Annotated in this window: 17 protein-coding genes and 1 pseudogene; 10 read left to right on the top strand and 8 right to left on the bottom strand. The window is 60.9% G+C overall.

Going from position 1 to position 16,237, the window contains the following annotated elements; all coding sequences use genetic code 11:
* Positions 1-53 precede the first annotated feature (53 nt).
* From RCH11_RS11565 to RCH11_RS11555, 3 genes are all read left to right on the top strand, one after another.
* Positions 54-1,001 carry a hypothetical protein gene (locus RCH11_RS11565; protein WP_327057160.1) on the top strand — a complete coding sequence of 316 codons (948 nt, stop codon included), beginning with the start codon at positions 54-56 and terminating at the stop codon, positions 999-1,001.
* Between the two features lie 25 nt (positions 1,002-1,026).
* Entirely contained in the window at positions 1,027-1,617 is a 591-nt protein-coding gene (locus tag RCH11_RS11560) for a hypothetical protein (protein WP_327057159.1), read from the top strand.
* Positions 1,618-1,724: 107 nt separating this feature from the next.
* Complete coding sequence (locus tag RCH11_RS11555; RefSeq protein ID WP_327057158.1) at positions 1,725-1,874, top strand: hypothetical protein; 150 nt, start codon at positions 1,725-1,727, stop codon at positions 1,872-1,874.
* A 747-nt stretch (positions 1,875-2,621) separates the two neighbouring features.
* On the opposite strand, the gene RCH11_RS11550 is transcribed toward RCH11_RS11555, so the two are convergent.
* From RCH11_RS11550 to RCH11_RS11535, 5 genes and pseudogenes are all read right to left on the bottom strand, one after another.
* Positions 2,622-3,887, bottom strand: a complete 1,266-nt coding sequence (locus tag RCH11_RS11550) for an HNH endonuclease signature motif containing protein (RefSeq protein ID WP_327057157.1) — start codon at positions 3,885-3,887, stop codon at positions 2,622-2,624.
* 500 nt (positions 3,888-4,387) lie between these two features.
* Positions 4,388-6,034 (bottom strand): N-6 DNA methylase, encoded by a 1,647-nt coding sequence (locus tag RCH11_RS11545; protein WP_327057156.1) that lies wholly within the window; start codon positions 6,032-6,034, stop codon positions 4,388-4,390.
* A 478-nt stretch (positions 6,035-6,512) separates the two neighbouring features.
* A pseudogene (locus tag RCH11_RS18190) lies at positions 6,513-6,707 on the bottom strand (WYL domain-containing protein); the annotation flags it as partial.
* 69 nt (positions 6,708-6,776) lie between these two features.
* Positions 6,777-7,226: a CHRD domain-containing protein gene (locus tag RCH11_RS11540; RefSeq protein ID WP_327057155.1), complete on the bottom strand. Its 450-nt coding sequence runs from the start codon at positions 7,224-7,226 to the stop codon at positions 6,777-6,779.
* 145 nt (positions 7,227-7,371) lie between these two features.
* Positions 7,372-8,199 carry an SDR family NAD(P)-dependent oxidoreductase gene (locus tag RCH11_RS11535; protein ID WP_327057154.1) on the bottom strand — a complete coding sequence of 276 codons (828 nt, stop codon included), beginning with the start codon at positions 8,197-8,199 and terminating at the stop codon, positions 7,372-7,374.
* On the opposite strand from RCH11_RS11535, the gene RCH11_RS11530 reads away from it, so the two are divergent.
* Complete coding sequence (locus RCH11_RS11530; protein WP_327057153.1) at positions 8,200-8,358, top strand: hypothetical protein; 159 nt, start codon at positions 8,200-8,202, stop codon at positions 8,356-8,358.
* A 175-nt stretch (positions 8,359-8,533) separates the two neighbouring features.
* Here RCH11_RS11530 and hxlA read toward each other — a convergent pair whose 3' ends face one another.
* From hxlA to RCH11_RS11515, 3 genes are all read right to left on the bottom strand, one after another.
* A complete protein-coding gene (hxlA, locus tag RCH11_RS11525; RefSeq protein WP_327057152.1) occupies positions 8,534-9,157 on the bottom strand; it encodes a 3-hexulose-6-phosphate synthase in 624 nt (207 codons plus the stop codon).
* A 70-nt stretch (positions 9,158-9,227) separates the two neighbouring features.
* Positions 9,228-9,809: a 6-phospho-3-hexuloisomerase gene (hxlB, locus tag RCH11_RS11520; RefSeq protein ID WP_327057151.1), complete on the bottom strand. Its 582-nt coding sequence runs from the start codon at positions 9,807-9,809 to the stop codon at positions 9,228-9,230.
* Positions 9,810-9,932: 123 nt separating this feature from the next.
* Positions 9,933-11,225, bottom strand: a complete 1,293-nt coding sequence (locus RCH11_RS11515) for a helix-turn-helix transcriptional regulator (protein WP_327057150.1) — start codon at positions 11,223-11,225, stop codon at positions 9,933-9,935.
* A 114-nt stretch (positions 11,226-11,339) separates the two neighbouring features.
* Between RCH11_RS11515 and RCH11_RS11510 the strand changes: the two genes are divergently transcribed.
* The 6 genes from RCH11_RS11510 to RCH11_RS11485 all read left to right on the top strand — a co-directional run bounded on the left by RCH11_RS11510 (position 11,340) and on the right by RCH11_RS11485 (position 16,233).
* Positions 11,340-12,143, top strand: coding sequence for a GNAT family N-acetyltransferase (locus RCH11_RS11510; RefSeq protein ID WP_327057149.1), 804 nt, complete (start codon positions 11,340-11,342; stop codon positions 12,141-12,143).
* A 154-nt stretch (positions 12,144-12,297) separates the two neighbouring features.
* A complete protein-coding gene (locus RCH11_RS11505; protein WP_327057148.1) occupies positions 12,298-13,122 on the top strand; it encodes an SDR family oxidoreductase in 825 nt (274 codons plus the stop codon).
* Between the two features lie 43 nt (positions 13,123-13,165).
* The gene (locus RCH11_RS11500) at positions 13,166-14,116 is read left to right on the top strand and encodes an aldo/keto reductase (RefSeq protein ID WP_327057147.1); all 951 of its coding nucleotides are present in this window, start codon (positions 13,166-13,168) and stop codon (positions 14,114-14,116) included.
* A 62-nt stretch (positions 14,117-14,178) separates the two neighbouring features.
* On the top strand, positions 14,179-14,880 hold the full coding sequence (locus RCH11_RS11495; RefSeq protein ID WP_327057146.1) for a histidine phosphatase family protein: 702 nt from the start codon (positions 14,179-14,181) through the stop codon (positions 14,878-14,880).
* A gap of 34 nt (positions 14,881-14,914) precedes the next feature.
* A complete protein-coding gene (locus tag RCH11_RS11490) occupies positions 14,915-15,463 on the top strand; it encodes a DUF3090 domain-containing protein (protein WP_327057145.1) in 549 nt (182 codons plus the stop codon).
* A gap of 2 nt (positions 15,464-15,465) precedes the next feature.
* A complete protein-coding gene (locus tag RCH11_RS11485; RefSeq protein WP_327057144.1) occupies positions 15,466-16,233 on the top strand; it encodes an SCO1664 family protein in 768 nt (255 codons plus the stop codon).
* Positions 16,234-16,237 lie beyond the last annotated feature (4 nt).

Below are 16,237 nucleotides of genomic sequence, written 5' to 3'. Positions count from 1 at the left end.
CGGGCAGGATCAGTCACCTGCCCGCCCCGCGCCGGAAGACAGGAAGAGCGTAAATGAGCACATTCTTCGGCGCGGATGTCGGTGAGTTGCGCCAGCTTGCCGGGACATTTGAGAGCGCCGCTGCACAGCTGACCCGGACCAGAACGGGCGTCGGCGGAAACGTCCAGTCCAGTCCGTGGACCGGCCCGGTCGCCTTTCGGTTTCGCTCGACGTGGGACTCGCAGAGTTCGACTCAGCTTGCGGCTGCCGCGGACCGATTGACCAATGCGGCCGCATCGCTGCGCAGAAATGCCGCCGACCAGGAGGGCGCAAGTGCCGCGAGCGGATCTGGTCTTTCACTGAGCGGAGGTTTGCTTTCGGAAAATGAAAATCATCGCCTCTCGGATCTCCGCTCAGAGGTTGGCCATTTTTTGGAGGGTTTCGATAATGCTGGCAAGCTCATCGACTTTGCCTCGTTGGTCAAGAACGTCGGTTTTCTCAGTGCACTTCCCGACCTTGAAGCTGTTAGTCGGGTGCTTGGCCCCATTGGGTGGATCGTCGGTGGGTATCAAGTCGCCAGCGACATCAACAATCACGATCTCGTAGGCGCGCTTCTGCATGGAGGCTCGACACTCTTGAGTGGTGCCGCGACCACAGTTGCTGAAGTCGCTGGAGCTGGGGTAGTTGCGACGGGAGCTGCCGCCATCGGACTGGGAGGCGCCGCTCTCATCGGACTTATTGACATTGCTATTCCATATAGCACTGAGAAACAAGATGCGACATACGCTCAAGGATTCCACAACCTATTCGGGGAAGCTGCGGACCCAAACTCGCCCACGCAGGAAGAGAGTAAAATCATGCAACAACGGTACGCAGGGCCGTTTGGAGTGGCCACGATGATAAGTGATCAAATGGATGCCACCGCGGCACCGATTCGTGAAGCGGGTCGCAATTTCGCAAACTTTGCTGGAGATGCATCGGTAAACATCAAGAACGTTATGAATTATGTCTTTGGCCACTGAGGGCAGGACGCGGCTTCTCCTTTCCATGGTCGAGCTTTCTTACTTGTTGGAAGAATCCGGAAGCGTCACTTCGCTCGTTAGAAAGGTACTGCCTTTCCCGAGCCGCGATTTCACTGCACAAGCGAGGGAGGTGGCACAAGGGTTGCTGCGTGTCCGCCTCGCAGAAGCAAGGAACGAAGTCTCGCAGGATGAGTATTCGAGCGCGCTTGCCGCTATCGCCGAAGGCATTGTTTCCTCTCAAGGTGTGGTGCGGCTGGCAATACGCGGGGAGGAAACGTACTCGGTAATCGCGTTCTTTGGGTCACAAACCTCGGTGGAACTCTTGATCCGCGCTGACGCGTGGATCGAAGTTTCCCTATTTATGACCACTGAATTAGCAAATCAGCTCGCTTCTCGACATCTCTCGCTGGACAGGGAATTTGACGTGATCACTGATTCAAACTCGCCCAAGCAAGCTTCACTCCGACTTGTGTATTCCAACGGCGTGCTGACCAACGGCGAAAAGGCTTCGATTATGCTCAGAGAGAGTTCTCTTTCAAACGACCAGATTCGGGGAGGATTAGTGGCTGCACTCGCGGACCGAATCACGGCGGCAACCGCTTCCCACGGCGATTGACTTGCTAGGTCACGTAGGTAAGTTGCTATGTGACGTAGGCAATGAGGATGCTACGTGCCTCTACGTTAGGTTTCGAAATAGACATTTGGACTGTTCAAGACTGACTGATGTTCAAGCTCGGCTTGCTCTGGTCGCTCGGAAATCTGAACTACGGCGGTCTTTCAGGCCTTTTTGCGGTTCGAAGCATTGCTAAATATTTGGCGCTTGGCTTGCCCGGACTCGGACTCAACGTCGTTCTTGGAGAATCTTCAAGTTGAGGTGATCGAACGCGTATCTGCTGATCAGCGAAACATATTCGAGTTTTCTGGAAGACTTCTGCGCTTAGCTTGGAACGATTTCAATTTGGTCGAAAAGTGCCCAGCATTCATATGCTCGGATCATTAGCTGAATCACCCACAGAGGGGAAGTTCGGGCAATTGCCCGGTACTCGTTCGGAAAATGGGTCGCGACAACTGTTCAACGGTTGTCCGGCCCATTTTTTATGCTCTTACGGACTTCTTCTGCCCGATCGGCCTATGGCGGAACGGCCGGTTAGCGCATGATCGGCTCGTCAGAATGATTTCTGGCAGGCCGAATTAATCGGTTGAAAGTATGCAGGAGTTGGGCGGTGCGGGCGAGACCTAGCCTGGGGGTTTGGTCGTCTCGTCACCGTGAGGTGCGGGACTGTCTCTTTGCCAGACGGTGCGGGCGATGTCGTCGTTCTTCCTGGTCATTGAAAAGACGGCGAGCTCTCCCTTGTAGAAAGTCAGAATTTAACGCATGTTATCGACAACGGCTGCCAGGGCGACCACGACCTAGGCCAAGGTGTTGACGTGGATCGCCGTAGGTGTAGTGCTCGGCCAAGTGGCACACGCAAGGGCGAAGTTGCCCATCCGGTTCCCTTCCCAAGCTGTCGCCAGACTAGTGGGATCGGCTCAGGTATTGGCGCGCGACCCGCGGGATCCTTTTCGCGGATTCTCGGTCTGCGTGTCAGCTAGTTGTCGTTGGCTATCATGTTGGGCACGCTAGAACGGTGGCGGATCGGCTTCTCGGCTGTAGCCGGTGGGGCTGGTCCACACTGCGCGCTCGGCACCGGGCGGTTTTTCCACCCGCCATTTGGTTTGATGTTTCATCGTGTGATGAGTGCGACATCGATGGCTGAGGTTGTCTACGGTGGTGGTTCCGCCGTCGGCCCAGGCGCGGGTGTGGTCAAGATCACAGTGGGCTGCGCGTCGTCCGCAGCCGGGGAAGTCGCAGGTGTCCTGCTGGATGGCAAGCCATCGTTTCAGTGCGGCGGGAACTCGATACTGCCGCGGATCCATCTCAAGAATTGAACCGGAGACCGGATCGGTGAGCAGCCGGGTGATCGAGGGCACCGTCCCGCACAGCCGGCGGGCGGTTTCGATGTCGATCGGACCGACGCCTTCGAGCAGAGCCGGCTCATCGGAGTGGCCAAGCAGGGTAAGCACGGGAATGGTGAGCGCAACCGTGACCCCGACCGCCGGCCTCGTGCACGCACCACCGATGCCACCTGTGCAATCGCTGCAGGAGCCACTTGTGCATGCGCTGCTCTTGCCGGTGAGAAGGTCACTGAGCACGTCGGCGCGCAGCTGGGCCATCGTGCGCTGTTCGTCGGATTCGGTGAACAGCCCGAATGCGATGCCGTCGAGGGCGGCCCCCACCATCGCAAGTTTTTCCGCAGACAGGTGTGCGTGCAGCCACCCCATGCCGTCCCGGTCCACTTCGGTCCACACCCCACGGTGCGCGTGGGCCGCCTCATGGCGTTCGGTGAGAGTCTGCGCCTGCAACTTCTCGCGGACGGCCCGAGCCCGGGCCTTAAATCTGGCCGGGGCAAGAGTTGCGGCATTCATGATCCGGGTCTCAAACTCGGCCCATAAATCTGCGGGCAACTCGCTGACTATGGACGCCGCTTCCCGGGCGTTCTGGGTCGAAACTTCTCCCTCGGCGAACCACGACCATAACAGCGGTAACCGCTGTCGCAGGGTTCGCGCGACCATGCCGTAAGCACGAACCGTGGACTCCGCGAGGCTGAGGCGCACCGCAAGATCAGCCGCGGCGGCGCGCTCGGCGAACTCAACGGCATCCCCGCGCAGCATCGTGGCCTCGATGAACACCTCGGGATGCTCAGCGGCTTCTCGCAGGGTGGTGTCTATCGCGCGGAACACCTCGGCCGACGCACGCCACTGTGTGCGCTGCGCGAACTCGGCTTCGGCCATGCCAAACTCGACGCGAGTGTCTGCGTCTGCCGGATCCAACAGGAGGTGCTCCATAAACACACTCAATCAGCAGCCACCGACATTTGTTCCCCACAAGGAAGCCCCGGTCAAAAGCAGTATTTATCCACAGGCATACTCGCAGAAATGAGCCTGTGGAGGAGGAGAAGCGCGGCAGGCGCGAAATTACTCTTCGCTGAAGAAGTCCTCGTCGATCTTCACGATCTCAATGCGCCGAGCAACCTGCACACCAACACGTCACTGCTGCGTTGTCGAACCAGCGTCTCCGTTTACAGCTCGCCTTGGAGGGCGCGGTGTTGGAGGGAGGCAAAGAGTTCGTCAAGTTTCGACGAATGTTGCTGATGCTTCGCTTTTGTCCTGGCGACAGATGCAACCTTCTCTTCGTACATGCGCTGTGTGGCGAGCTTCGGGAGCGGTATCCGGAGCTGCCTAAAGTGAGATGGTCCGAAGTTCAGCTGAGCGGACCCGGTAACGAGTTTGGAAATCTGTTTTCTGAAGTGCAGGGAAGATAGCCAACCCTGAGAGTAGGACAGTGTCTAAATTTTGGGTACTGCTTTGAAGCGGATCGTGCTCGTGTTCATCGAGAGCGGAAGGTCGCTCGCGCCAACGAATGCACCCCTCGTGCGCAGGTATCCATCAGTGTCGGATGAAATTCCCGAACTTACGATCAAAAAGTCTCCCTGATCGACAAGGAAGTGACGATATTTGCCGTTCGCTTCTTCGCTTGAAATCCGCTTTGTCGTGCGGGTTAGGTCCAAGACGCCTGATTTCAAAATATTGCCGACGTTGAGTAAATTCACGCCTTCAGCGGTGAATTGCCAATTCCGCACTCCTGGGCCTTCTTGAAACCAATAAGCGTCACCCAAGAAAACGGACTCAACGATCTCGCGCGACTGCTCGCGAAATGTGAGATCGAATGTAGCGAGTTCAAGTTCTTCCAACTTATCGATAGTCGCTCGTCGCTTGGCGCGGAGGTTGTCGGCCTGGTCGTGCACCACCTCTTTGTAGCGGTTGAGGCTGAGGTCGTAACCCTTCTCCGCGATCTCCGCCTTCGGCACCAGACACGATTGGGCCGTTCGGGGTCGGGCCTTCTCTGCTGAATCCGCACCAGCAAGCGACTGCCAGCGCGCGAGTACGTCGGGTAGGTCATCCGCCTCGGTGGGCGAGCGCTTGTCGTCGAGGGAGAAGCCGTCGGCTTTCACCTCGGAGAACCACACGTTGTCGGTGCCGCCAGAGCTGGTCTTTTGGAAGAACAGGATGGCGGTGGAGACTCCGGCATACGGTTTGAAGACCCCGCTCGGCAGCTTCACGACGGCTTCGAGCCTGTGGTCTTCCACCAGCACCCGCCGCAGGTCTTTATGCGCCTTGGACGAACCGAAGAGCACGCCGTCGGGCACGGTGACGGCGGCACGTCCGCCGTTTTTGAGCAGGCGAAGCATGAGGGCGAGAAAGAGCAACTCGGTCTTCTTCGTTTTGACAATCTGTAGCAGATCTTTGGCGGTCGTCTCGTAGTCGAGGCTGCCGGCGAATGGTGGATTCGCGAGCACCAGCGTGTAATCATCACCGGCCACAAAATGCTCCTCGGCAAGGGAGTCGCGACGTTGAATGGTTGGCGTCTCCACCCCGTGCAGTTGTATGTTCATGCTGCCGATGCGGCTCATGGATGCCTCGGAGTCGAACCCCGTGAACGCCAGCCGATTGAAGTGGTCGCGGCTGGCGGCATCCGCCCAAATCTCGGGGTGGTTTTTGCGCAGGTACTCCCCCGCCATCACCAAGAAGCCCGCCGTGCCGGCCGCCGAGTCAATGATTGTGTCGGTGGGGGTCGGCGCGGTCATATCGACCATGAGCCCGATGATGTGGCGCGGGGTACGAAACTGGCCGTTGGTGCCGGCGCTGGCGAGCTTGCCGAGCATGTACTCGTAGATGTCACCCTTGGTGTCGCGGTCTTCCATCGGGATGCCCTCGAGCAGCTCGACGGCCTTCACCAGAACCTCGCGGGTGGGGATGGTGAACCGCGCGTCCTTCATGCTCGCTGCGAAGCTCGACCCTGCCTCGCCGAGGCGCTGCATGAACGGAAACACGTCCTGGCCCACCGCCTCGAACATCTCCTCCGAGGAGAAGTTCTTGAAATGCGACCAGCGCAGGTCGCTGAAGGGGCGCGGGCGACGGCCGGTGTCATCCATCCCCTCAGGGAAAACCGCACTCTCGATCGGGGTGCCGAGGGTGTTGGCGTTGTTCTCGGCGAGGGTCTGAAACTCGTCAAGGCCCTTGATGAACAGGAGGTAGGTGACCTACTCGATGACCTCCATCGGGTTTGCCATGCCGTTGGACCAGAAGGCGTTCCACACCCGATCGACCTGAGACTTGAACTGGTCTGCTGCCACTGACACTGATCATCACTGAGATGCACGCGCGCACCGGCGTGACGCTGCACCGAGTCTCGCAGACTGTCTTTAACCGACGACACCACGGGTTCAATGCCTTATTGAGCTGCTGGCCAGATGACCCCGGCTCTTCACGCTCATCGCACGTCGACCGCTGGAATCTATGGAACCGTTCGCCGAAGCGATTCTCAGAAATGGACTGAGTGTGCCACGTGGGCGGTTCCCCTATCTCTTCGATCTGATATCTCGTAAACGGGTGGCGGGTGACTGTTGCGCGCTGAATCCCGGTGAGGGTAAACCAGCGAACGCCGTCTCGGAGTCTGCACCAGGCGACGAGCTTCCACCGGCTAGCGGTGAGAGCGAAGATCATTGGTTTCACTTCGCGTCGTGTGGTTTTCCCCTCCGCGTCGGTGCAGGTGAGGTTCACCGGTGGAAGACAGCCATCTCTGTTCGAGGACCGGCTCCCGCACATTTGCGACAACGGGAGCGTTGCTAGGCAGTCCAGTGACGTCCTGCGGGATAGATCCGCTGGAGATCGCCCCTACTTGAGCTGACCGCGAATCTCGCCGGCCTTGTAGTTCTCGCTGTGCACGTTGACGTAATAGCCGCGGGGGTTTGCAGCGATCTCTTCGAGGACCATCGGGGTCGCTGCCACGCAGGAACTGACGGTCCAGTCTGTACCCTTGCCCACCTCGAGCGGGATTACGACGGCACCTTTGGAGTTGCGCGCCCCAACATGGATGTGTCCGACGGTGACGGGCGCCGACAGGTGGCGCACTTCTAGGCGGTAGCAGAACTCTGATCCGGTGATGTTATATCGCAGGAAACCACTCGCGCCTGTGTCGGGCACTCCGGCTTGCTCGTTGTTGAGGGGGATGGCCGGCACGCCGCCGGTCTTGGCATTCGCAACTCCACCGCCAGCAAGGGTGAGGGCTGCGACGGTTGCAGCGACGGCGATCAGTTTGAAAGTAGAGCGGGTGATAGTGCTCACGGTAGCCTCCATTGGCGTTGTGGTGGGGCTTTCAGGCTACGTCGGAGCACCAGCGGTCGAGGGCTTCCCTCCCTGCCGAAGCGCTGGGAATGCGCTGCATCCCGAGTCCTTTATCGTGATCGAGTTGCACGTCGGGGATTGTGACTTAGACGCTGCGGTGGTCGCGCACCGCGAATTCGAGGGCTTCGAGGCTGGGGGCGAGCGCGGCATCTACTGCCATCGGATCGGTGATGTTGAGTTGTTGAATCGCCCGGCGGTCTTCTGGGGCGGTGTTGATTTCATGCTTGCCAGCCTCCAGCGCAGCAATCAGGTCGGTGATGACGTCATCCAGCGATCGACGGGCCCAACCGAGTTCGGCACCGGCGTTCTGTGAAGTCATCATCGCCGTGTCGGTTGCACCGGGATAGACGGTCGCGACATGCACGCCGGTTCCGATCAACTCGCGGCGAAGCGATTCACCGAACTGCGCAATGCCCGATTTCGTTGCCGCATAAACCGCGTAGAACGGCAGCCCGACCAGCGCAATCCCACTGGCAATATTCAGGAGGATGCTTCCGCGGCCCTTCCCGCTCTGCTGAAGGGCGGGAAGCAGGGTCTTGGTCAGCAGAATAGGGGCGGTGAGATTCAGATTGATCATGGAGTGGACATCCGCATCGCTGGTCAATTCGAGCCTGCCCGCGCGCACATTGCCGGCGTTGTTGACCAGTAGATCAAAGACGCTCCAGGATGCCACTGTCTGTGCAATCCGTTCAATGGCGCCAGGCTGGGTGAGGTCTTCGACCAGGATCTCGGTCGTTCCTCCAGCGGAGGTGACGAGCCGAGCCGTTTCCGTGAGCGTGGCCAGTTGCCGCCCGACGAGCAGCAGGTGACCTCCGCGTCGACCGAACTCGAGCGCGAGTGCCCGACCGATGCCCTGCCCTGCGCCTGTGATGATTCCGCGTCGATTGGTGAGATCCAGATTGGTGAGGTCCATATGAGCGAGCTTCTTTCCCTTGATTACAGCGGGATGACGGTTACGCCCCCGCAGGTGAACACGGTGTTTCGAGGGGTCTGGAATCTCAGCATCCGCATTCGGCTTTTCCTGCTGAGATACATGCTGGCGAACATCCCGCTCGAGACGCTCCGCATCTGACTTATCGAGCACCGCGTCTGCCGCCCCTGTGAGCGGAAGGGTTATTTCCCTCGGAATGAGGTGATTTCGGATTGTCGACCGTTGCTCTTCAAGAAAAGTCGCTCCCCAGGGTCCCTCGATAAACGGCAAAAGCCGGGCACCGTCATCCGGTGCCCGGCTTCTCGACAGGGTTGAACTACTTGATGGCCGCCCGCAGCTCGGCTGCAGCCGCAGCGGGATCTGCGGCTCCATAGATTGCGGCGCCGGCCACGGCAACATGCGCACCGGCATCCTGAACCGCACCGATGGTGGCGATCGTCACGCCTCCGGCAACCGAGAACGATACTCCGGAGGTCGATCCGGCTTCGAGCAGAGTGCCAAAAGTGAATCCAGCTTCGACCTGTTCGTCGAGGCCGGCGTGCATTTCGACGAACGTGGCGCCGAGGGCGGTCACCTCTTTTGCGCGAGCGGCTTTGTCTTTCACCCCGATGAGGTCGACGACGATTCCCTTGCCGTGCGCACGGGCTGCTTTCACCGCACCGGTGATGGTAGCGTCCCCGGCAACGCCGAGGATCGTGACCAAATCTGCGCCCGCCTTGAACGCGGTGTCGGCTTCGAGCTCGCCGGCATCCATCGTCTTGAGGTCGGCGAAGACGATCTTGTCGGGGTGGGCGTCCTTCATCGCTGTCACGACGGAGAGGCCGGCGGCCTTGATCAGCGGCGTGCCGAGCTCGATGATGTCGACGCTGTCAGCGACCTTTGCCGCGAGGGCGAGGGCATCCTCGGTCGTGAGGAAGTCAATGGCTACTTGGAGTTGCATGGTTATTCCATTCGTTCGGTGGTGGGGGAAGAAAAATCGAGCTTGGTGAGTGCAGGGGCGAGGCCTGCGGCTATTCGAGGTTTGCGTGGCGGGGCCACAGATCATCGGCGCTTCGCCCGGACCTCAGCCACAGCGAGTGGAAAAAAGCATCACCGATAGTGACGACAGCCTGTTCGAAGAGGGATCCTGCGTACTGCACAGACTTGGTGGCGGCGCGATCCAGTTTTTCGGCGGCGGGTACTTCAACAAGAACTGATGAGAGACCTGCGAGCGGAGAGTTTGTGGCGGTTGTCAGGGTGATGACGATTGCGCCGACGTCGATGGCAGTCTTGGCAGAGCGCACGATGGCCTCTGTTGTGCCGGAGCCGCTCGCCACGAGCAGCACGTCGCCGCGACCGATTGCCGGTGTCGTAACCTCGCCGACGACGTGCACGGTGAGTCCGAGGTGCATCAGTCTCATTGCCGTCATCCGAAGGGCGAGACCAGACCGTCCCGCGCCGAGAACGAAGACGCTTTTTGCCGCGTGAAGCTCGCCGACGGCGCGTTCGAGCGAAAGCGGATTGAGCTGCGCCAGTGCGTCGACCAGCGTCGCGTCCTCGCGGGCGATGACGTGTAGGGCGTCGAGCACTGGAAAGGTAGTAGTAACTGCCACCTTTCAAAGAAACGCCAGTAGCAGCGTTTCGGTCACTGGTCGCAGGGATGGAAGTTCCTACTCGAAAGGGTAGTTTCTGATCTCCTCGTGCCGTCCTGGCTTTTATCAAGGTTTCGCAGACGACTACATTGCGTTCAGGCTCCGGATGTTGACAATCGAGGCGAGTTCGGCGCGGTTGGATGCCCCGACTTTTTTGAGAACGTTCGCGACATGGAACTTGACCGTGTTCTCGGTGATGTTCAAGGCATCCCCGATTGCCCGATTTCGAGTACCGGAGGCAACGAGCTCTAAAACGCGTTTTTCCTGCGATGTCAGCGCCCAGAGGGGAGCCATATTCAGGTGAGTCGAGACGGGATCCAGCGGAAGGGAAACAAAGATTTCCGATCCCCACCCGTTGGTCGCTTCGACTCGAAGTGTGCCATCGAGGGCGGTCACCCGCGCACTGAGTTGCCGCACATTGGCGGTGTCAACCGTGAGGTTACCCGGTCCATCATCGCGAATGTTGATCAACAGGTTGCTTCCATCGCAATCCCACTGCACGCGAACACGACTCACGCCGGACTGTTCGACGAGTGCCAAAACCGCACCCCGGACGATCGCGCGGCCCGCGTGGGCGACTTCCCCGGGAAGGGCTCGTCCATTGATCGGAGGCTCGATGAACTGGATATCGAGATCGCCAAAGCGGGCGAGCGGGCGAAGATCGTTCTGCAGGCTCTCAAAAGCCTTGGCAACCGGCTCTTTTGACAGCTTTCGATCCCGATCTGACACCGCTCGGAGTTTGACCATAGCGGTGGCGGCGATGTCTGTGGCAGCCCGACGGGCGGCTGCGTCGGAGGCTTCACGCGAACGCAGAACGGCCAGCAGCATCTCCAGCGTGGTGGAGTGGGCGTCCGATAACTCCGCGATGATGGCCGCGCGTTCCACTGACATCGTGCGGGAATCGAACAGGTAAGCGGGTGTTGCGGCCGCAACCTGGTGGCGGATGCTCAAGGCGACCAGATCCCACAGACCCGCGACGGTGACCATCACCTCGTCCAGCGTCTCTGCTGTTGGCGAGGCGAGTACGGGGTCGGTCAGCACCATCAGCGCACCGCTCGAGGCAATCCAGCCAGCGAAGACCCGATCAGTGCCGGCGATGATGCCGGTCGCTGCCCAACTCGCTGAGTTGTTGGATCTCACTTGCTCTCTGACGACGTCCATTTCGGCGACGGTGACGTGATCGGCGATCGACGGGTCGCCTGCACGCTTCTGGGGACGCCCCGTGCAATCCTCGGTGAAAATAACCAGGGCGGAATGACGGATGAGTGGACTCAACAGCTCGGCGAGAGCGGGGGCGATACCCAGAAGTGGGTTCGAGAGCACCGTGTGCAGGCCGCGCACCAGAGCGGTCAAAGAGAGTTGGATGGCCACTGTCATGTTCCCAACCTAATTGGGCGACAACATAATTGGGCGATAGTGAATCCCACTCTAACGAGTAGTCCTCGCTTCACTCCGTGACGGCGGGACGCGGCTGTCGGGGAGAATGATCCGATGGCTGACGACGAAGTGAATACCCGTGCTCGACTTCTCGCGGCGTATGACGCGCAACTGCGAACCGATGCGGAGACTCCTGGCGCCATCGATGTCACCCGTCTCGGCCCGCTCCGACTGGTGACCTTCCCCGGTGGACGCGGTTTCATCACCTACCGGGACCTCGGAGAGGCAAACTCCGAAGCTGTTCAGCGGCTAGTCCCGGAAGCCCTGAGCTATTTCGAGTCCGCCCCACGCATCGAGCGAGTCGAGTGGAAAACACGTGCCCATGACCATGCTCCGGGGCTTCACGAAGCTCTAGTGGCGAACGGCTTCATCCCGGATGACCCGGAATCGATCATGATCGGTGAGGCGGTGGCTTTGGCGATTGATGTTCCCCTTCCTCTCGGCGTGACCGTGCGGCGGGTGACGGAAGAACCGGATGTTCGCGCCATGAGCGGGATGCAGGATGAAGTCTTCGGTGATCCTGTCTCCGAGGATGCGGCGAATGCTCTACTTGCGCGGCTGAGTCTCGCTGACGGAATGGAACTGTGGGTCGGCGAAGCAGAGGGCCAGATCGTGACCGCGGGACGACTCGAGCCGGTTGCCAGGTCCGACTTCGCCGGAATCTGGGGTGGTGCGACCCGCGCCGACTGGCGTGGCCGAGGGATCTATCGGGCAGTGACTGCCGCCCGTGCCCGCTCGGCGATCGCCGGAGGGAAGACACTGATTCACAGTGACTCGACCGCCTACTCGCGTCCCATCCTCGAACGATCCGGATTCATTGCGGTGTCGACAACGACGCCGTACCACTGGAAGCGATAAGCCCACAGAACATCCAGCAGCCTGGGTCAGGAATCACAGGACAGGGTGCCGCGTTACACCCGGCAGATGGTGAAGAACTCAGACTTGCTCTACTCCCGATCGGTAAAAGTATTGCCTTCGGCGTGTTCATTCCCCGACAGGAAAGGAATTTCCCATGCCTTCAAAAGTTTGGTTTATCACCGGAACGTCTCGCGGTTTCGGCCGACAATGGGCAATTGCCGCGCTCGAGCGGGGCGACAAAGTGGCAGCGACCGCTCGCAACATCGACACTCTCGGTGACCTTTCCGACCGGTATGGCGACCTGATACTTCCGCTCGCTCTCGACGTCACGGACCACGCCGCGGCGACCGCGGCGGTCGATGCGGCCCACGCGCACTTCGGGCGACTCGACGTGGTGGTCAACAACGCCGGCTACGGACTTTTCGGCATGATCGAAGAGGTCAGCGATGCTGAAGCTCATGCCCAAATGGAGACCAACTTCTTCGGGGCGCTGTGGGTTACCCAGGCGGCTCTCCCCTACATGCGGGCCCAAAAGAGCGGCCACATCCTGCAGGTCTCCTCCATCGGCGGCATCAGCGCGTTCATGGGCACGGGTCTCTATGCGGCGTCGAAGTGGGCGCTCGAAGGATTCTCGCAGGCTCTCTCGCAGGAGGTCGCCCCGTTCGGTATCAGGGTGACCCTGATCGAGCCAGGCGGATTCTCGACGGACTGGGGCGGGTCATCCGGAATCCACGCGACCGCGCTGTCGGACTACGACGGCGTGAAGCAACTGGCCGAAGCCGCCCGCAAATCCCGCGTGAGTGTCTCGGGCGACCCGGTCGCCTCCGCAGCGGTCCTGTTGAAGATCGTGGATGCCGGTGAGCCGCCGTTGCGCATCTTCTTCGGGGAGGCTCCGCTGGCAATTGCGAAGGCCGATTACGCGTCTCGACTGGCCACCTGGGAAAAGTGGAATGAGTTGTCCATCGAAGCACAGGGCTAAACAAGCACAGGGTTAAAGAAGCACAGGGCTGAAGGAGAAAATAATGAAAAAAGTGAATCTCGGAGAACTGACCGTCTCGGCGCAGGGACTCGGCTGCATGGGAATGAGTGAGTGGTACGGGCCGGCGGACTGGGACCAGTCCATCGCCACCATCCATCGCGCGATCGACCTCGGCGTGACGCTGCTCGATACCGCAAACGTGTACGGCGACGGCCACAACGAGGTACTCGTCGGCCGTGCCATCCACGACCGTCGCGATTCTGTGCAGATTGCGACCAAATTCGGCATTGACCGTACCGGCGGGGATGACAAGAGAATCATCCGTGGTGAGCGTGGATATGTGAAACGCTCCGCCGAGTCCTCGCTGTTGCGCCTGGGAATCGACACGATCGACCTGTACTACCTGCACCGTCCGGCACAGACGGCGGAGATCGAGGAGACCGTTGGAGCAATGGCCGAACTCGTGACCGAGGGCAAGGTGCGCTACCTCGGCCTGAGCGAGGTCGACGAGTCGCTGCTCCGCCGCGCTCACGCCGTTCACCCGATCAGTGCCGTGCAGAGCGAGTATTCGCTCTGGACACGCGACCCCGAGAACCTCGCTCCTGTGATGAAGGAACTCGGCATCGGCCTGGTCCCCTATTCCCCCCTCGGACGCGGATTCCTCACCGGGACAGTCGACCGCACGACCTTTGATGCGAAAGACTTTCGCAGCAAGAGCCCCCGTTTCGTCGGTGAGGCCGGGGAGGCGAACCAAGCGATCGCCGAAACGGTCACCGAAATCGCAACCAGGATCGGTGCGACGCCGGCGCAGGTCGCACTGGCCTGGGTTGGCGCCCAGGGCACTCGCCTCGGTATCTCGATTGTGCCGATCCCCGGAACGAAGCGTGTCAAATGGCTCGAGCAGAACGTCGGCGCTCTCGATCTCACGCTTGACGCCGATACGCTCCGGACGCTCGACGGCCTCATCGAGCAGGTAGTCGGAGCGCGCTACTAGAGCCGGATTCCCGGGTGGCCCGCTGTCGGGTTCACCCGGGACGGATGTCTAGGCTTGTCGCTATGGCCACAGTCATTCTCGTGCGGCACGGCCGCACCACAGCGAACACCGCCGGCGTCCTGGCGGGACGGGCCGTTGGCGTCAGGCTCGACAAGACCGGACGGGAGCAGGCGGCCCTCATGGGTGGACGCCTGGCGGTTGTGCCGCTGGTCGGAGTGGTCTCGAGCCCACTGGAGCGGTGTCGGCAAACGGCACGATTCATCCTCGACTCGCAGAACCTCGATAACCAGGGTGAGCTGCCGGTGACGGCACTGGAGAAGGGGTTCACCGAGTGCGATTATGGCGAGTGGCAAGGACGTACCCTTGCCGAGCTGGCCAAGGAGGACCTGTGGTCGGTGGTTCAGTCGCACCCCTCCGCGGTCACGTTTCCCGGCGGCGAGTCGATGGCAGCGATGCAGGCCAGATCGGTTGCCGCGATTCGACGGCACGACGCGGCATTCGAGCTGCAGCACGGATCGGGTGCCGTCTGGGTTGCGGTAAGCCACGGCGATATCATCAAGTCGATTCTGGCTGACGCCCTCGGCATGCATCTCGACCTGTTCCAGCGAATCAGTGTGGGCCCGGCATCCGTCTCGATAATTCGGTACGGGGCCGGTCGCCCCAGTGTCATCGCGACGAACACCGATTCTGGTGACCTCTCCTGGCTTCGCGCCAGCCCCCCAGCCCAGGATGCGCCGGTCGGCGGCGGCGCTGGCAACCTCTGAGGAATCGCTCACCCACCGCTCGTAGAATGTGGATATGCCAACCATCATCCACGGGTTCGACTGGCCCGATCGGGTCATCGTCGGCGCGGTCGGGGAACCCGGGTCGCGCTCTTTCTACCTGCAGGCTCGCGCCGGAAACCGGATCGTCAGCGTGGCGCTCGAGAAAGAACAGTCGGCTCTTCTCGCCGAGAAAATCGAGGAAATCCTCGACGAGCTGATGGACCAGCAGGGCAACCCGGTGAGCGTGCCGGCTGAGACGCCGATCGAGCTCGTCGACAACGACCCGCTCGAGCAGCCCGTCGCCGCCGAGTTCCGAACCGGTGCCATGAGTTTGGGCTGGGATCCCTCTACCGCCCAGGTCGTGATCGAGGCGTACCCGCTCGTGCTTGTCGACGAGGACGCGATCGACCAGGTCGACCTCGAGCCGACGGAAATGCTGCTGGTGCGGATTCCGGTCGGCACCGCTCGGGCATTCGCAAAGCGCACCCTCGAGGTGGTGGGGGCTGGGCGACCGATCTGTTCAGTCTGCGGCACGCCGATCGACCCGGATGGGCATGTGCACACACTGCCTGATGATCTCTGACGATGCCGGATGCGGACCTCGCGGAGGAGGAGCTCGAGATCACCGGGCGCATCACCACGGCATCGAACGCGACCTTTCTTGCACGCATCGGAAGTGTCTCGGTGGTGTACAAGCCGATTGCCGGCGAGCGTCCGCTCTGGGACTTTCCGGACGGCGATCTCGCGTGCCGTGAGGTCGCGGCGTACCTGGTCTCGCAAGTCTTCGGCTGGAACATCGTTCCCCGTACCTGGCTGCGCGAAGGTCCACTTGGCGCGGGGATGGTGCAGCTCTGGCAGGACGTTGATCCCGAGCAGGATGCCGTCGACCTGGTGCCCGCAGGCGCCGTGCCCGCTGAGGGTTGGCGCCACGTCTTCAACGGCATGGATAACCAGGATCGGTCGGTCACGCTCATCCACGAGGACTCCCCAGCGCTACGACGGATGGCCGTCTTTGACATCGTCGTGAACAATGCCGATCGCAAGGGCGCCCACGTGCTCGCGATGGCGGACGGACACCGTCACGGGGTTGACCACGGGCTGACCTTCCACAACGAGCACAAGCTGCGCACCGTGCTCTGGGGCTGGCTCGGAGACGAGCTCACGGCCGACGAGTTGGATGGGATCGACCGCGTGCGCGCTCAGCTCGACGGCGAGCTCGGGGCTGCCCTCGCAGAACTGCTCACTAGCCGCGAGATAACGGCCCTCGCCGACCGTTGCGACCGGTTACGGCGCAACGGGCGCTTTCCTGCCCCTCACGGTCACATGCCCGCCGTGCCGTGGCCGCTGTTCTGACGGC

It is taken from the genome of Glaciihabitans sp. GrIS 2.15 (genome assembly GCF_035984695.1).
Classification (GTDB): Bacteria; Actinomycetota; Actinomycetes; order Actinomycetales; family Microbacteriaceae; genus Lacisediminihabitans.
This window is presented reverse-complemented; position numbering and strand designations above follow the sequence as displayed.